This window comes from Arcanobacterium wilhelmae (genome assembly GCF_029632765.1).
Taxonomy (GTDB): Bacteria; Actinomycetota; Actinomycetes; order Actinomycetales; family Actinomycetaceae; genus Arcanobacterium; species Arcanobacterium wilhelmae.
Window position 1 is genome coordinate 1,955,082 of sequence record NZ_CP121247.1, and the last position, 15,678, is coordinate 1,970,759.

Below are 15,678 nucleotides of genomic sequence, written 5' to 3' on the forward strand. Positions count from 1 at the left end.
ACGAGGAGAAACGATGACACATCGCAAACACTGGCGGACACTGTCGTCCGCCCTAGCCGCGAGCGCCTTAGCGTTCACATCCGTCGTTGCGGCAACACCCGCAACCGCAACTCCCGAAGCTCCATCCCCAGCAACACAGGCCCCGACGTCGCCAACTGGCCCCCAAACGCCAGCCGAGGCTCCGACGTCGGAGACGCTCGTTGCGCCGGAAGGCAACGGCACGTCGTCGGTGACGGTTCCTGGCCACATCACCGTCTCTATCGCGCCAACTACCCCCGCCGATCAGCCCGCGTACGTTGGCGAAACACTCACCTGGAAGGTCGCGCTGACGTTCCTGTCCGAGAACCAGCCAACGAACGAAGCTCAGTGGTGGCGTCTGGAAAGTTCCGGGGCGAACGTCACCGGTAACACCACCTGCAACTACACCCGCAAGAATGGCGACACTCGAACATCCGCATCCTGCACAGTCAGCGCGAAGGTGACTGAAACAGGCACCTTCGCACCTGAACTCAGATTCGGCGTGCGCCAGGATCCTCGAGATAAGAGCAGCCGCGCGCCGATCAGCGAGCAGTTCACTGTCCGCGGGCAGGCAGTCAACGTACTGCCGGCGTCGCAGCGGCCGGCAGCACCGGGCGTCGAAGCGGTCAAGGATCTGGTAGAGATTTCCCTGCAACGCGAGAGTGCCGACGAGCTCACCGAATTCCACATGGGCGATCCAGTGCTCTACAAGTTGCGCTACAACTTCAAAAAGTCCGGCGTGACCGTCAAGCCAGTGCAGGCGAACCTCCAACACACGGCACCCGGCGGCCCTGTGGGTTGGGCGAATTGCGAGCGCAAGTATAACGACGCCGACGCCGGCTACTGCGATCTTCCGCAGGTCACTCTCACACCAGATAACATCACCGACGGAACCTTCACGCCTCGCATCACGTTCGATGTGAGCAGCTCCGCTGGAACAAAGCGCGTTGAGCTCATCGGTGAGCCGTTGAAAGTCTCCCCCACCCCACGTGACATCGCCACCGACGTCGCCTCCTCGCGCACCGGCGTCGTCACAGGCAAGTCCGTTCTTCTCGCCCGCCCGGGCGATCTCGGGTTCACCTGCAGCCGGATCGTTGCACTCACCACCGCGCCCGACGGCACGATGCTCGCCGCGTGGGACGGCCGCCTCGGCGGTAAAACCCCAGGGAGCCACCAGTGCCCTGATTCGCCCGGCCCGAACTCAATCGTGCTGCGCACATCCGCAGATAACGGAGTCACATGGTCTGCTCCGCGCGTGATCGCTGCCGGCCACGAGAGCACTAAGGGCAACGATCTGCTCGGCTACTCCGACCCAAGCTTCGTCGTTGATCGAGAAACCGGCAAGGTGTTCACGTTCTTCGTGCGTTCCCTCGACGCTGGCTTCGGCTCGTCTGTGGCTGGAACCGACGCCAACCAGCGCAGCGCCATCCACGCGGCCGTGATCGAATCTTCCGACAACGGAAAAACCTGGAGCGAACCGCGAACGATTACCGCAGATATCACGAAGGGCATTGGCGAGAAATCACGCTTCGCCGCCTCGGGCGAAGGTATCCAGCTCAAGTACGGCCCACATAAGGGCCGCCTAGTTCAACAGTTCACGGTCCGAAAGATCGACAACCAAAACTACGCACGCTCCGTATTCTCCGACGACGGCGGAAAGACTTGGGTTCCGGGCGAACTCTTCGGCCCGGGCATGGACGAGAACAAGGTTGTCGAACTCTCTGATGGCCGGCTGATGGTGAACTCGCGCTCGAGCGGCAGTAATTCCAACCGCAAACTGTGGATCTCAGCAGACCAAGGAGCTACTTACCAGCAGTTCGATGGACCGACGCTGAACGATGCAGTCAATAACGCCGGCTGGACCCGCGCGTTCCCGAACGCGCCGCAGGGCGATCCTCGTGCGAAGATCCTGCTGTTCACGAACACTCCTGTCAAGGAGATGCACAAGCATAATCCTCGTCCGAATGGCACGTTGCGCGTTTCCTTCGACGATGGCCGAAACTTCACTGATGGCAAGGTTTTCAACGATGGCTGGACTGGCTACTCCACGATCACTCCTCTCTTCGCGGGCGGAGCATTCGATTCCGGCACGTACGGTGTACTCCATGAGGGTCCGCGCTCGGATTGGGGCGTGAGCTACATGCAGCTCAGCTTCGACTGGCTCGGCGGCAATCTCCTCGTCCCAGGCGGTTTCGACCGCGAGGTTCACCCGGGCGGCAACCTCGTTTCGCTCACTCTCGACAACCTGGGCTCGGCAAGCAGCTCCGCGACAGTGAGCGCAACGCTGCCAAAGGGTTGGGCGCTCGCCCCGGCGTCGACGTCGGCGGCGGACGTCACTGCCACCGACAACGCGACTTTCCCCGTGCAGTTCCCCGCGAACGTCGCGGGCGGCAAGCGTGCGCAGACCACCGCGAAGCTGGTGGTTCCTGAGGGTACGAAGCCGGGCACGTACACGATCGGCCTGACGTCCACGAGCAGCAAGGGCGAGGTGACGTCGTCGTTCGTCGTCACGTTGCCGGAGGGGAGCGTTTCCGGCGACGAAACTCGCGTTGAAGGTTCCACTTCCATAGCCGACGCCGACGTCGACTATTCGCAGGTGGAGGGCAAGGTTGTTCAAACCCAGCCGCTCACGCCGTTAACACCCGCCGAACCGGTACCGGGTAAGGACATCACGATCGAGGGCGCCCGCCCGCAGATCGATATCCACGGAACTGTTCCCGAGATCGATATTCAGGGCGCTCGGCCGGAGATTACGATCGAGGGCGCTCGGCCGGAAATCGACATTCACGGAACGGCACGTCAGGAGCTCGTGCCGGTACGGATTGTGGTGAAAGTGGTTACGTCTCAACTCTTGCCAATCTGGTTCCCACAGCCCCCGCGCATAGTGTTCCCGATCCCCGCGCGCCATGCATGGCATGCAGCGCCGTGGCACCACGTGAACATGTGGAACCCGGTGAGCCGGGTCCGTGTGACCAACCCGCTGTCCGGCGTCGGGCGGTGGCATCAGCCACAGCGCCACGCGCCGGCGTTCGGTCAGTGGCACGGGCATGCCCCGTTCACACACAACTGGTTCGGCCAGGCGCGGTTCATCCTGCCGTGACACACCGAGGTTCTGACAAACGCATTTAATCTCGCGCGCCGACATGTGGGGTGGCGGGTTGCCGTAAAAGGCAACCCGCCACCCCACATGCGCCTCAGCACAATCTGTGGACGTCTCGCCTCCGAGACATAACCACAGTCACGCGGAACAAGAGACCGTTGCTGAGGAGAGACACGACACTCCACCACGCCCCACAGTTCGGCGATAATTGGCCCATGAGCATTCTTTATGTGCCATTGCGCGCGGTCGGCGAGTGGGTATTGCAGGTGACGACGGAGCCGGGTGGCGTCGTCGGGGCAGAGTTCCTGCGCCCCTTCGGCCCGCTCGCAACCCCCGACGCCTCGGCGGAATTTAGCGGCGAAGAGGCAACAACGATGAGCTCTGTCGATTTCGACAGTTCCAGTACCAACTCTCACGCCTCTCCCCTCGCTTCCGTTTCCACAGAATCGCCTTCTGTTCCCCACAAATCCGCCTACGAGAAGGACCTTGACCGCCATTCGGGCTCGTGGGTGTATGTTGAGGCGGCGCACGGTGGTGGTTCGGGGGCATTCGTGAGCGTGGACGAATTGCGCGGGATTAATCGAGTGGCCACGGAGGCTGTACTCGCGTGGGAGGCCGGCGATTTCGCGGCCGCGAGCGAGGTGCCCGTCGTCGGGAAACGTACGGAGTTTCAGGCAAAGTTCGTACGCACGCTTCGGGAAATCCCGGCCGGCGAGCTGGTCACATATTCGTCGCTGGCGGAACTCATGGGACACCCACGGGCAGCACGCACCGTGGCCACATGCTGCTCGCACAACCCGGTGCCGTTCTTCGTTCCGTGCCATCGGGTGATCCCGATGGCCGTGGAAAATTCGCTCATGCGTGGCGTATGGCCATCAGATTTCGGGAAGTTTATGGGCAAGCCGGCGCTCAAAACCGCCCTCGTCGAAAAAGAGTTCGGCCGCTAGCCACACACCCGGCACCCAACCCTCGCCCCAGCGTCGGGACACCCGCCGACGTCGGGAATCCCGTGCACAACTCCGTCAATCCAGCCAGGCGTTGCTCCATGCGCAACGCCTCACCCAACTGATTGAGTTATGCACGAACGGGTGGGAGGAAAGCGCACTGCTTTCCTCCCACCCGTGATTTCGAGGTGAGGAATCTTCCCGCACGGGGAAGCTTTGTGATCAGTCGAAAATGAATGCCTTTTCGATGATCTCACGGTCGAGATTCAGCTCTTTGGCTGCGCGCACAACGAAGCCTTCGTGGTTATCCGCCTTGGCCTTGGCGTAATCATCGTGGTACTTGCCGCCAACCTTCGAGAACGCCTCGTGAACCTCATCGGTGGTCTTGCCAGAATCATCGGCGAGACCCTTCAGAGTCTCCTCGCGCTCGCCAAAGCGCGGGGTGTACGACTCCATCGTGTCCACGTCGATACCGAGCTCAGCCGCCATTTCCTCAATGAACTTTGCGTGAACTTCGTTCACTGCCGGATCGCCCACCTTATGAGCCTCAACGCCAGCGGCATGCAAGCCGGGGACCAGCTCGTCAGCGTTCTTGCCGGTGATCTCCATCAGGTTAGCAAGAAGCTTCTGGTGCATTTCTTCGGTGCTCATCATGAGTATTCACTCCTTCACATTTATCGAAAACGCAGGGACTGAAGCCTGTGCTCCATCCGGGCCCGCGGGCCGCGTTTTCTGTATGAATCCAGAATACACCCATTTAGTTAAATATCAAATTATTTAAATCTGGACTTTTTATGGACAACTGCCGCGCCACCGATATAGCCACCCCGCACACAAAAAACCGACGCCGGCACGCAACTTGCGCACCGGCGTCGGCAGAAAAACCAGCCCTCACTCCGACGGCATCAAAATCATCACCGGCTCTCCCGAGCCCGCCTCAAGATTCGGCTCCGACGCCGCGTAGCTCACCAGCGACGTCACCACCACGGGGGTCAGCATCGAAACCGCACGCTGCGCAACAGTCTCATCAATACGCAACACCGGATCGCCAGCCTCAACCTTCTGACCCAGCTCAGCAACCGCGCTGAAACCCACGCCAGCCAAAGCAACCGTGTTCACACCAATGTGCACCAGCACCTCAGCGCCACCCTCGCTGCGCACCGTGAACGCGTGATGCGTGCCAGCGATCATCGTGATCTCACCCGAAATCGGTGAACAAAACTCGTTCCCCTCCGGCAGCACCGCAAAGCCCTTGCCCATGTGTCCACCAGCAAAAGTCGGATCCGGCACATGCTCAAGCGAGCTCAACTTGCCCGCCACCGGCGCAAAAACATCCACCTTGTGCGCAAGTGGGCCATCACCATGCTTCTTGAAAATATTGAACATCGTTGTCCTTTCAGAAAATTTGAGCCCCGAAGCGGCGCTCAACACACACCTAAGCATACCGGCACAACACCGGATTTGAAGAATTCTTAAGCGGCCAATATAGCATGGGTTACGCGGTCCACCGAGACCCGCCAAGCGACGCCAACCACGCAACTTTCGCCCAAAACCCGCCGACGCCGGGGCACGGCTTGCGTGACGACGTCGGCGCGCCAGACCGCCCGCGAAACCGCCGTCGGCGCGTCACGAACGCAACGTACCGCGCCCACCGAGCTCAACAACGCCACTGAAGGCGACATCGGCGTCGAAGAACCACTCGCCGGCCACCACGAAACGCTCACACTCGCGGATCGACGGGAAACGCGAAAAATGGCGTTCAAAATCCGCAATATACGCGTAAAACTGCGGATCTAGCCGCACCACGGGCGCCTCATCGGTAGTCAACACGAGGCGGTAATCAGCGTCGAACTCGTACGCATCCGAACGGAGCAACGCCAAGTCGTTCGTGGTCTTCACCGGGAGGAAGCGATCGCGATCAACCACAATCGGCCGCGAATCAGCGAACTTCTCCACGATCGCACCCATCGCGCTCTCGATCTGGATCACGCGCGGGGAATCCGCAAGAGTCGGATCCACAGTCTTCTTATTGCGAATCAGCGGCAAACCCACCACGCCCTCAGTAGCGCGGAGCAGATCCCGCAACGCCTCCAAATCAAACCACATCGTGTTCGTGTTGAAATACATGTGGCGGTCCAGATCCGCGAAAGCCTCAAGATCCTCGATCGGGGTCTGCGCGCGATCACGCAAAATGATCCGCCCGTCCGAACGACGCACCGCGAAATGGCCACCCTTCACATCCGCCAACGTTCGACGGCACACCTCCGGTGCGAAATCAGCACCCGACTGCGCGAACCAGCCCGCAATCGCCCCCGACGGATACGCCCCCAAATTATCCGAATTCGCACAATTCAAATACCGGTAACCAGCGTCGAGAAGCCGATCCACGATCCCCGACTCGTAGAAAGTCGTGAACAAATCACCATGCCCAGGCGGACACCACTCCAGCTCCGGATCCGCCTCCCAAGAAATCGGCTCGAGGCTCTCCTCAAGAATCTTCGGCTCACGGTTTTGCACCACATCCACCGGAAGGTCCGTGGCAAGGCGCGAATCCATGGCCGCGAGCGTGTCCTCACGCGTGCGGAAAGAATTCAGGAACATTAGCGGGATCACCGCGCCCGTGCGCTCACGGGCGCGCAGCAACTGCTCGGTGGTGATCTCGAGGAACGACTTTCCCTCACGAACCGTGAGCAGACTCTTCGCACGATCCAACCCCATCGACGTGCCCAGCCCGCCGTTGAGCCTTAAGAACACTGTGCGGCCAAGCGCCTCGCGAGAAACCTCCGGATCCAAATCCAGATCCGACACGTGCTCCACGTCGCGCAACGGCTCAATCTCATCCTCAGCAATCAGCCCCGTAGCGCCATTCGCGACCTGCACAAAATACTGCTCAAAAACGCGCATCGCGGTTTCGCGAGCGCCGTCGGCGCGCATCTTTTCCAGGTTCGCATCGAGGGCGGCCTGCTGCTGTTTCGAGAGTGTGTGCGTTCCCATATTCTCCTCCACGTGTAACGGCGCTGCGCCGACGAAACGGGCGCGGTTACCTGAACGTTCCGTTTCCTGCGCACCGACTGGCGTCGTTGCCTACTGGCTCATTGTAGCCTGTTAGCGGCCGCCGACGTCGGGGTTCGGCCCGGACGGAACCTACGCACCGGCGTCGTTCGCACCGGCAAACGAGCATACTGATCCACCTGGATCTCACACAGCCATATGCGCAAATCGCACTGCAACGAAGGTGGCATCGTCGCCCGGTTTAAACCGGGGGAAAGCTTCGAAATCGGGGTCAGATTTTTCTGCGTCCCGGAGGCTATTGAGAATATCCGCACCTTCTCCAGCCAGCGTTCGATTCGCGAGTTCCTCAACGCTTCCAACCACACCGTAGGAAACAGCGGCAGCATACCCATCCGAAAATGCAACAACACCTCGAACACGGCCGGCAGGATAATCTGCAACAATAGCGCGCTTAGCCTCCGTTGAACTGATATCCGCAACCCAATATCCGCCATCACGATTTCGAAGTTCCCGATTTCGACGAAGCGTATCTTGGATGGATTCGCGTGCTTCGCGGGGAGGTACCCCTAGCTCACGCGCATGAGCGACCATCTCCCCAAGCGCAGAATCATCAAGACGCGACAGCTTGTCGTCATAGATAACATCGCTCTCTCCGTCGTCAAAAAGAACAACCAGATATTCATCCCCTAGACTCAGAACGCTGAGCCTCGGCAACGACGAACTCTCACGAGAATCCCAACGAAAAGCAACGACACCCGCACTCGGTTCATCAATACGTCGATATTCATGGCCCGCAGCGAGCGCGTAGTACTCATCGGCCGTTGCCTTGGCAGCGCTGTCCACTGCTTGCTGGAGTTCGGAACACCCAGAAAACTTGTTGCTCTGCGCCAATCGTTCGACAAGATGCGCGCCAAGCGTTCGTGAATACCACGCAGGATCCGAAGGGCCGGGAGTGATATCCAGGCTCGTCAGACCACTCGCTCCGTCGAGCACTACTCCGACGCCAGCTTGGGTATCTAGCGCCGCAAAATCTTCGTTCGCTTTTCCTGAACCGCGATCGCTCACCACTTCGCTCATCACTGGAACTACATTCTGTGTGCTCGCCGCACCAGTAGCGTCAAATGGCTCGGGCATCGATCAGCCTTCCGTCGGGGTGTGTAACAGCTCTTTACTCTAGCCAATAATAACTAGACCAGCCGCAACAGCCGCTACACCCAATCCTCCCATCGGAACAGCCTTCTTCAAAATACGATTCCATGAATTCTGAACGATGAAGGAGAAACCCGAAAAAGCAATCAGTAGCGCCCCTGCCAGCACAACCATTGTGCCCGCTGTTTCTTGCGCACTGTACTCCTTACCTAGTTGTAAGGTGCCGATCGTGAATGAGATAAGCCCTGCGAAAAAACCAAGGAATTCAAGGTTGTCACGTTTAGCATCGCCGAGCGCATCGACATCCGCCTTCAACGAATCAATCATCACTACTGTCTGAGCCGCTCGCCCATCAATCTCTTGGACACGAGATTCCATCGCAACGGTTTGCTGATCAAGTTCTTGCGCTCGAACTTCCATCATTGCAGCCTGATAGCCGCCAATCCGAATTGGGTAATCATTGCGGTAAGAATCTTCCGAATCGATTGCCCGAGATATCCACATCTTCGCTTCGCCGAAGTTCCCACGCAACGCCTCAAGTCTGCCTCGGGTAGCAAAAAATTTGGGATAGTTCGTACGAAGGCGATCCGCCTCGTCCAGCGCTTCAAGGGCAGGCTCCAGCCATTTCTCTTTGATCTCCAGAGAAAACTCGGGTGTGCGAGTCTCACATAGCGTCGCCACCAGATCAGCAAACAGATGGGCGTATCCCGCATTTTCAGGTTGACCTCTAAAATTTTCCTCCGCTTGCCTCAGTAGTTCACGGGCGGTCTCGCGGTTCGCAGTAGAAAGCTGCGACGAGAGTGCATGGAGCAACTTGAGGTGAATGAAGGCCGGGGATTCTATAGGAAAAACGCCACGACCAAGGCGCGCGCCATCTGCAAGTAAATCCTCCAATAGGCTTGTGTCGCGCCGATAGCGATAGTAAATGTTCAAGCAGTAGAAGATTGCAAACCGGATATCCGGCGCAAGCTGAGAATCTTGCCAATCTTCTTTCAAGCGTTGAACAAAAATCCCCGGACGATCCGTGCTCCGCGCAATCCGCGCCAACGCGTTCTCAAATTCTTCGCTTTCAGGAGTGCCCAAATGTCCGAAAAGCTGATCGGCTACATGCGAATCTATGTACGCATCAATCGCAACTTTCATGTCAGGAGGTGACATCTCGAGAATTTCCTGAGGACGAGTCTTCATTGACCTTCTCCATCCATTTAATATTAATTATACATCAAAACAATACTTTACTACATAAAAAGTATCTACATGTTCCTTAAGTGAATAGTAATTTTTAACACACTCGAACCGCCAACCGTCATTCGCTCCAATAAATACCGATCAAAACATATCGTCCATCCGCCCTTTCGATCGCATCAACATTGGACTCAAGCTGGGTTGCCCTGGCAGGGCGCGATATTCGGCCCCTGCCACAACGCTCCCGCCGCCGATTTCGGCACGCCTGCGTTCATGTCGTTACGCTCACCTGTCCCTTCGCCGCATTTAGCGAAGCAACACGAAAACACCCTCCACATGAACGCGCTAGTCTGACCTGCCGGCGCCAGCGCGGCCGCCGACGTCGGGGTTCGGCCCGGCCGTAACCTACGCACCGGCGTCGTTCGGCCCGGACGGAACCTACGCACCGGCGTCGTTCGCACCGGCGTCGCGACGGCGCTTCCACACACGCATCGTCGCCAACCGCTGGCGAAAGTGCCGCTTGCGGCGGCGTCTCCACGGACGCACCGGGTGCGCAGCGAAGCGGGAGTTAGTGGTGAGCGCGCGGACGCCGTCGAGCGCAAGAAGCGCAACTGCCGCCCAAATCCCGCCATACGTCCAGATCTGGCCGGGCGCGATGGACTCGCCGAGCGCGAGCGCCGCAAACGTCACGAGCACCGGCTCGACGTAACTGAGCAAGCCAAATAGGCCATACGGAAGCATCCGGGCCGCAACCACGTAACCGATCACACCCAAAACGCTCATCACTCCCACGCCGAGCATGACGGCGAGAAGCCGGGCGTCGGTGACGATCCGCAAAAAGGTGTGGCTCCCCGACGCCATCCACAAAGCCACCGGAAGAGCGAAGGTCATCTCCCAGGCGAGAGCAGAGACGCCGTCGGTGTGAAAATAGCGGCGCACCACGAAATACGCGGGATAACCGAGCGCGATGAACAGCGCCACCCCGCCGAGGCTGCCCGTGCGGATCACCTCGAACACGACTGCCGCCGCAGCGACGAGCGCCGCAACCGCGGTGAGCGGGCTCATCTTTTCTTTGTAGAGTACGCGCCCGATCACCACCATCACGAGCGGCATCAGGAAGTAGCCGAGCGCAACCTCCAGCGCGCGGCCCGCCTGCGGCGCCCAGCCGAATAGCCACATTTGGGCGGCGAGCATCGGCGCACAGAACGCGTAGGCGATGAGGCGGCGCGGGTTCGTGCGCATGCGTTTGAGCTCGAGCCAATAGCCGCGGAGTTTGCCGACCGCCGCGAGCGCGATCAGCACGCCCGGCACCGTCATCACCATGCGCCATGCCCACAGCTCGATGCCGTTCAGCGGCGCGGCGAGCGCGGCGAGGTATGAGAACAGCGCGAACGAGAGCGAGGTTACGAGAGAAATTAGAGTGCCCATCCATTCCAGACTATCGGGGGCGACCGGCTGGCCCCAAAAGATGGGGCGAGCACCGGCGTTGGCGTGGGAGAATTGGCGCATGGATATCACGTTGAATACTGGATCGCCGATCCCGCAGCTCGGCTTCGGCACGTACAAGATCGACGACGGCGGGGCGCCTGAAGCGGTGGCCGGTGCGATCGCGGCCGGCTACCGGCATGTTGACACCGCACAGATGTACGGCAACGAGGCCGGCGTGGGCGCGGGGATCGCGCAGTCGGGCGTGGCACGCGAGGATATTTTCTTAACGACGAAGCTGGACAATCCGAATCATCGGCCTGACGACGTGCGGCGGACGTTGGGAGAGTCGCTGGAGCGTCTGGGCACGGATTACGTGGATTTGTTCCTCATGCATTGGCCTCTTCCGGGCGAATACGACGGCGATTTCATCTCCACGTATCGCGTGATGGAGGAGTTTGTGGCGAGCGGTGAGGTGCGGGCGATTGGCGTGTCCAACTTCCAAACTCACCACTTGGAGAAGCTGATGGCCGCAACCCAGATCGTGCCGGCCGTAAACCAGATCGAGATTCACCCGCGCTTCCAGAACCGCACGGTTGCCGCGTACTGCCAGGCGCATGGGATCGCCGTGGAATCATGGAGCCCGCTGGGGCGTGGGCGCTCGCTGGAGTTGCCGGCGATCGTGGAGATCGCGGAGCGTCTGGGGGCGAGGCCGGCGCAGGTGGTGCTGGCGTGGCACCTGGCGAAGGGCTTCGTGGCGATCCCGAAGTCGATCACCCCGGCGCGCCAGGTGGAGAATTTTGGCGCGCTTGAACTGGAACTTTCGGCGGGTGATGTTGCCGCGATCGACGCCCTCGATCTGGGCGAGCGCGGGCGCGTGGGCATGAACCCGGATACGATGGAGCGCGGCGAAGGCGCTGCGGAGTAACAAACTTTCTGACTGTGAGGGAGAGCCAGCTCGGCTCTCCCTCACGTTTTCGCGGATGTCCCCCGGTTTCTCTCTTTCTGCGTGAAACAATATGGGCAGCTGTGAGGTAGTCGAGGGAGAGGAGACGAAAGTGGAGAACGCTCAGGGGGCGACGGCGCCGCGCGAGATTCGCTCGGCGGCGGAGATTTTGCCCGAGGCTCGCGAGTTTGTGCGCGAACATTTGGCGGGTGCGAAGGCCAGTGAATATGGCCGGCGCTACCGCTACGAGCATTGTCTGCGCGTAGCACGGATCGGGCGCGAGATCGCGATTGCTGAGGATATGGATCCGGATCTGCTCGAGCTCGGGTGCCTTCTCCACGATGTCGGAAAGTATGACGCCGAGGTGCCGGTGGATCACGGACGCGCGGGCGGTCTGGTTGCGCTCGAGTTTTTGCTGGCGGAGGGCCTGCCGGCCGTGCAGGCCGAGGAGCTCGCGCAGGGAATCGCAATGCACACGGACGGTTTGTGGAATGCCCGCAGCGATGATGAGGGCTCGCCGCGCGATGCCCGCGGCCGCGAGTATTTGAGCTTCGATCGGGAGCCGAGCCTGCTGGCGCGTTCAATTGGCGACTGCGACAATGTGGATCGTTTCTCGCTGTATCGCGTGGCCGATACGCTGCGATATGTGCGCTTCATGGAGAAATCCACGCACGAGCAACGCGTTTGGATCGCCGGCAACCTTGAATACCTCGATTCACAGTATTCTTACCAGTGTTCAACCGCAGCGGCCCAGGCCCGCTGGGAGCGGGCACTGGCCCGCCAAATTGAGTTCTACCAGGGCCTCGCCACCGAAATCGGTGAGTAATTTCCGGAGTGATACTTGGCAAGTGTGCAATTTCGCCAACCTCAATCGCTTTTTAGCCGTATATACGCCCAAGAGTCGATTGAGGTTGGCGAAAAAGTAGGTTGACCGAGTATCACCTTGGCCTGCGGCTGACCATCAGCACAAACTACTGCACGGAGGTGTGGCGTTCGATCGAGCGCACGCCCCACCAGGTCACGCCGCCAAGAAGTACAAAGTTCGCTGGGATGAAACCTAATCCGAGCACATTCGGCTGTCCTCCTGTCCGAAGAGCCTCAACGAACTGCGGGAGCATGAACCCCCAGCTCAGGGAACCACTCTCGAGATTCATCACTCCTGGAATCGCCAGCATCCCCACAACGGACACTACCTGCGAGGCTACGTAGAGGACCACCAGCGCACTCACAAACCCGCCAACGCCGAACTTCTGATACTTCTCCTGAGCCGTGATCGAGATGAGCGCCGCAACAGCTGCCACATCGAGGAACAAAACCACGAGCGTCAGCACAAGGCCGGCCACGAAGTAGCCCGTTCCCATTGCCGTCAGAGTATTCCACAGGGGTGCCAAAGCTTGAGAAAAACTGATTCCTGCTTTACTGCCGTAGTGCCACATGATCGACAGAACGGCGAGGAGGACGATCAGGATCGAGGCAACCAGCACTAGGTATGCGAACACCACCTTCGCCCAGAAGATTTCGCGGCCCCTCGCCGGCACTGAGAAGGTGAAGTAGGCGCGCGGCCCACGCATTGTGCGCCAGTACCCAATCGCAAGTATCACAGCCGTGGCAACAACAGCCGCGCCCGCGCCTCCTACGGCGGCGCCCGATGCCATCCCCGAAACAACACCGATTCCAAGCATCTGCAAGGGGAACGAGAGCGCCACAATCACGAGCGCTACGGTAAGCGTCCCCAGGACAACCGTTTTCTTGTGATCGATCCATTCCTGCGCAAGAAGTTTTCCAAACATCAGCGGTATTCCTTTCGTGCGAGGGAGTCGATGGAGAGCCCGGTTTGTGCGCGGAGGTCGTCGGCGTTGCCCGAATAGAGCACGCGTCCGTCTTTGATCATCACCACATCGTCGAAGATGGTCTCGACGTCGGAGACGAGGTGGGTGGAAATAAAGAGCAACGCATCCTCTGGGAAATCCCGCAGGATCCCTTCGAGGATCACGGTGCGGGCACCCGGGTCCACCCCGGAGATCGGTTCGTCGAGGAGGTAGGCTTTCGCGCGGCGCGACATCACGAGCGCCACTTGCACTTTCTCGCGCGTACCCTTGGAGAGTTCCTTGAGTTTCGCGCCAGGTTCGATGTGAAAGAACTCGAGCAGGCGCAGGGCTTTCGGTTCGTCGAAGTCGGCGAAGAAGCGCGAGTAGAGGCGCACGGCGTCGGCTACCTTTTGTTCTGTGTTCAGGAACTCGTCACTGGGCAAGAAAGCGACCTGCGCTTTGGTGGCGAGCCCGGGCGCACCCCCGGCGATCTGCACAGTGCCGGTGTATTCCTGTATCAGCCCGGCGAGGATCTTCAGGAGCGTTGTTTTGCCGGACCCGTTGTTGCCGATCAGTCCAACAACGCGCCCCGGGTAGAGGTCAAGCCTGATCGTGTCGAGGGCGGTGAGTTTTCCGTATTTCTTTGTCAGCGAGTCAACGTGAATCAAAGGTTCCATCGTTGTTCCTTAATCTGTGGTGGTCCAGCGCTGCGCAAGGAGTTTCGTTGCCCCGTCGAGCGAAAGACCGAGGCCGCGAAGCGAAGCGATGTGACGGTCAGTTTGCTCGATGGCTACGGCTTCCCGACGTCGGGCGATCACCTTTTCGTCGGTTGTCACGAAGCGCCCTTGGGTACGTTCCGCGACAGTGAGCCCGTCGTCGTCGAGTGTGCCGAGCGCTCGCTGGATTGTGTTGGGGTTTGCTCCCGCTTCGAGCGCGAGTTCGCGCACGCTGGGGATTTTCGCGCCTGGTTGCCATTCGCCGGAGATGATTTTATGGCCAAAGTTCTCCGCCAGCTGGATCCAGATGGGGCGGGAATCGTCGAAACTCATCATCACCCTTTCCTGTATCACTGTATTAATACACTAATACAATCTCACGTCGGTCCGGCTGTGTCAAGCAAGTAATACAGAGGCGCAAAACTCATCGCCAGCCGAAGCAGAAATCCCGCGCATCATTCCCCGAACTGAACATCGCGGCGTTCCAATATCCCCACACCAAAACCCAAACAACACCCGAAACACCCTCATGCCAATGAAGTCAAAATCCACACAGCCTGTGGATAACTGTTCGTTCTGTTTGACCTATTTTGATTTAATTTTCTTGCCTCCACCCAAAGCGGGAGATATACTGCGAAGCAAATTTAGATATATCGAGGAGGTGAAAGCGATGAAGACATTGATTGATATCGACGAAAAAGTCCTCCAGCAAGTGATGGAGATGACCGGCGCTCCCACAAAGAAGGCTGCTGTGAACGAGGTGCTCGCAAACTATGTGCGCCAGCAAAACATGTTGAGGTACATTGACCTCCTGAAAACCGGAATCCTCAAAGATCTTGACGATCCCGAAGTGATTCGCGAGGCTCAGCGATGAACACTTATTTCTTGCTCGACAATTCTGCCCTGCAACGAATCTACCGAAGTGACGCCGTCCTCATAGCCATCACCGATCTGAGCAAATCAGGACTCGTCGCCTCATGCCTCACGCAATCGCTCGAGGGTGGCTACAGCGCACGTTCCCTACGAGATTGGACATTGAAACGACAGGCCGAAGCCGCATCAACTCGCTTCCTCCCGCCGATTCCCGACGTCGCGGCCATCGCCTTGCGTATGCAGGAGGCGCTTTTCGCGGCTGGGTGCGGACGCGCAGTTGGAGTGAGCGATCTGCAGATAGCGGCGACGGCGGTGGCGCACTCGAACGAGAAACAACGAGTGATCGTGGTGCACTACGATTCGGATTTCGAAACCCTCGCGGAGGTTTTCCCCGAGTTCAAACAGCGCTGGATCGTGCCGCGCGGAACCGTCGATTAAGTCCGCCCGCTACGCTCACTTGGCCGGTACCGGCAACGAGACAGCACCGGCAGGCGAGATGCGC

General features: G+C 59.3%; 15 protein-coding genes. 6 read left to right on the plus strand and 9 right to left on the minus strand.

The annotated features are described in order from the left end of the window. The first annotated feature begins 13 nt into the window (after nt 1–13). Both P8A24_RS08580 and P8A24_RS08585 read left to right on the plus strand, forming a co-directional pair. Nucleotides 14–3,118: an exo-alpha-sialidase gene (locus tag P8A24_RS08580; RefSeq protein ID WP_278058360.1), complete on the plus strand. Its 3,105-nt coding sequence runs from the start codon at nt 14–16 to the stop codon at nt 3,116–3,118. A 215-nt stretch (nt 3,119–3,333) separates the two neighbouring features. After that, on the plus strand, nt 3,334–4,065 hold the full coding sequence (locus tag P8A24_RS08585; protein WP_278058362.1) for a methylated-DNA--[protein]-cysteine S-methyltransferase: 732 nt from the start codon (nt 3,334–3,336) through the stop codon (nt 4,063–4,065). A gap of 219 nt (nt 4,066–4,284) precedes the next feature. Here the strand turns inward: P8A24_RS08585 and P8A24_RS08590 are convergent, their stop codons facing one another. From P8A24_RS08590 to rarD, 6 genes are all read right to left on the minus strand, one after another. After that, on the minus strand, nt 4,285–4,716 hold the full coding sequence (locus P8A24_RS08590) for a hypothetical protein (protein ID WP_278058364.1): 432 nt from the start codon (nt 4,714–4,716) through the stop codon (nt 4,285–4,287). A 237-nt stretch (nt 4,717–4,953) separates the two neighbouring features. Beyond that, entirely contained in the window at nt 4,954–5,448 is a 495-nt protein-coding gene (locus P8A24_RS08595) for a PTS sugar transporter subunit IIA (protein WP_278058366.1), read from the minus strand. Nucleotides 5,449–5,688: 240 nt separating this feature from the next. Continuing rightward, a complete protein-coding gene (locus tag P8A24_RS08600; protein ID WP_278058368.1) occupies nt 5,689–7,056 on the minus strand; it encodes a UTP--glucose-1-phosphate uridylyltransferase in 1,368 nt (455 codons plus the stop codon). A 204-nt stretch (nt 7,057–7,260) separates the two neighbouring features. Beyond that, nucleotides 7,261–8,151 (minus strand): hypothetical protein, encoded by an 891-nt coding sequence (locus P8A24_RS08605; RefSeq protein ID WP_278058371.1) that lies wholly within the window; start codon nt 8,149–8,151, stop codon nt 7,261–7,263. Nucleotides 8,152–8,247: 96 nt separating this feature from the next. After that, nucleotides 8,248–9,411: a hypothetical protein gene (locus P8A24_RS08610; RefSeq protein ID WP_278058372.1), complete on the minus strand. Its 1,164-nt coding sequence runs from the start codon at nt 9,409–9,411 to the stop codon at nt 8,248–8,250. A 435-nt stretch (nt 9,412–9,846) separates the two neighbouring features. Further along, nucleotides 9,847–10,836 carry an EamA family transporter RarD gene (gene rarD / locus P8A24_RS08615; protein ID WP_278058375.1) on the minus strand — a complete coding sequence of 330 codons (990 nt, stop codon included), beginning with the start codon at nt 10,834–10,836 and terminating at the stop codon, nt 9,847–9,849. Between the two features lie 79 nt (nt 10,837–10,915). Here rarD and P8A24_RS08620 point away from each other — a divergent pair, with 79 nt between their 5' ends. Both P8A24_RS08620 and P8A24_RS08625 read left to right on the plus strand, forming a co-directional pair. Continuing rightward, the gene (locus tag P8A24_RS08620; RefSeq protein ID WP_278058377.1) at nt 10,916–11,761 is read left to right on the plus strand and encodes an aldo/keto reductase; all 846 of its coding nucleotides are present in this window, start codon (nt 10,916–10,918) and stop codon (nt 11,759–11,761) included. Nucleotides 11,762–11,891: 130 nt separating this feature from the next. Then, nucleotides 11,892–12,605 (plus strand): HD domain-containing protein, encoded by a 714-nt coding sequence (locus P8A24_RS08625; RefSeq protein ID WP_278058379.1) that lies wholly within the window; start codon nt 11,892–11,894, stop codon nt 12,603–12,605. Between the two features lie 145 nt (nt 12,606–12,750). On the opposite strand, the gene P8A24_RS08630 is transcribed toward P8A24_RS08625, so the two are convergent. The 3 genes from P8A24_RS08630 to P8A24_RS08640 are packed head-to-tail and all read right to left on the minus strand — an operon-like array spanning nt 12,751 to nt 14,636. Next, nucleotides 12,751–13,569 carry a hypothetical protein gene (locus tag P8A24_RS08630; protein ID WP_278058381.1) on the minus strand — a complete coding sequence of 273 codons (819 nt, stop codon included), beginning with the start codon at nt 13,567–13,569 and terminating at the stop codon, nt 12,751–12,753. Next, nucleotides 13,569–14,264, minus strand: a complete 696-nt coding sequence (locus P8A24_RS08635; protein WP_278058383.1) for an ABC transporter ATP-binding protein — start codon at nt 14,262–14,264, stop codon at nt 13,569–13,571. Before P8A24_RS08635 ends, P8A24_RS08630 begins: the two co-directional genes overlap by 1 nt. A 9-nt stretch (nt 14,265–14,273) precedes the next feature. Beyond that, nucleotides 14,274–14,636 (minus strand): GntR family transcriptional regulator, encoded by a 363-nt coding sequence (locus P8A24_RS08640; protein WP_278060247.1) that lies wholly within the window; start codon nt 14,634–14,636, stop codon nt 14,274–14,276. 337 nt (nt 14,637–14,973) lie between these two features. Between P8A24_RS08640 and P8A24_RS08645 the strand changes: the two genes are divergently transcribed. Both P8A24_RS08645 and P8A24_RS08650 read left to right on the plus strand, forming a co-directional pair. Next, a complete protein-coding gene (locus P8A24_RS08645; RefSeq protein ID WP_278058386.1) occupies nt 14,974–15,177 on the plus strand; it encodes a type II toxin-antitoxin system VapB family antitoxin in 204 nt (67 codons plus the stop codon). Next, a complete protein-coding gene (locus P8A24_RS08650; protein ID WP_278058388.1) occupies nt 15,174–15,614 on the plus strand; it encodes a PIN domain-containing protein in 441 nt (146 codons plus the stop codon). Before P8A24_RS08645 ends, P8A24_RS08650 begins: the two co-directional genes overlap by 4 nt. The last annotated feature ends 64 nt before the right edge of the window (nt 15,615–15,678 follow it).

Bases quoted from the DNA above. Each gene is read 5' to 3' on its own strand.
- P8A24_RS08645 (WP_278058386.1), top strand. From the start codon at position 14,974: ATGAAGACATTGATTGATATCGACGAAAAAGTCCTCCAGCAAGTGATG.
- P8A24_RS08640 (WP_278060247.1), bottom strand. From the start codon at position 14,636: ATGAGTTTCGACGATTCCCGCCCCATCTGGATCCAGCTGGCGGAGAAC.
- P8A24_RS08635 (WP_278058383.1), bottom strand. From the start codon at position 14,264: ATGGAACCTTTGATTCACGTTGACTCGCTGACAAAGAAATACGGAAAA.
- rarD (WP_278058375.1), bottom strand. From the start codon at position 10,836: ATGGGCACTCTAATTTCTCTCGTAACCTCGCTCTCGTTCGCGCTGTTC.
- P8A24_RS08585 (WP_278058362.1), top strand. From the start codon at position 3,334: ATGAGCATTCTTTATGTGCCATTGCGCGCGGTCGGCGAGTGGGTATTG.
- P8A24_RS08620 (WP_278058377.1), top strand. From the start codon at position 10,916: ATGGATATCACGTTGAATACTGGATCGCCGATCCCGCAGCTCGGCTTC.
- P8A24_RS08580 (WP_278058360.1), top strand. From the start codon at position 14: ATGACACATCGCAAACACTGGCGGACACTGTCGTCCGCCCTAGCCGCG.
- P8A24_RS08610 (WP_278058372.1), bottom strand. From the start codon at position 9,411: ATGAAGACTCGTCCTCAGGAAATTCTCGAGATGTCACCTCCTGACATG.
- P8A24_RS08650 (WP_278058388.1), top strand. From the start codon at position 15,174: ATGAACACTTATTTCTTGCTCGACAATTCTGCCCTGCAACGAATCTAC.
- P8A24_RS08595 (WP_278058366.1), bottom strand. From the start codon at position 5,448: ATGTTCAATATTTTCAAGAAGCATGGTGATGGCCCACTTGCGCACAAG.
- P8A24_RS08630 (WP_278058381.1), bottom strand. From the start codon at position 13,569: ATGTTTGGAAAACTTCTTGCGCAGGAATGGATCGATCACAAGAAAACG.
- P8A24_RS08600 (WP_278058368.1), bottom strand. From the start codon at position 7,056: ATGGGAACGCACACACTCTCGAAACAGCAGCAGGCCGCCCTCGATGCG.
- P8A24_RS08590 (WP_278058364.1), bottom strand. From the start codon at position 4,716: ATGATGAGCACCGAAGAAATGCACCAGAAGCTTCTTGCTAACCTGATG.
- P8A24_RS08605 (WP_278058371.1), bottom strand. From the start codon at position 8,151: ATGAGCGAAGTGGTGAGCGATCGCGGTTCAGGAAAAGCGAACGAAGAT.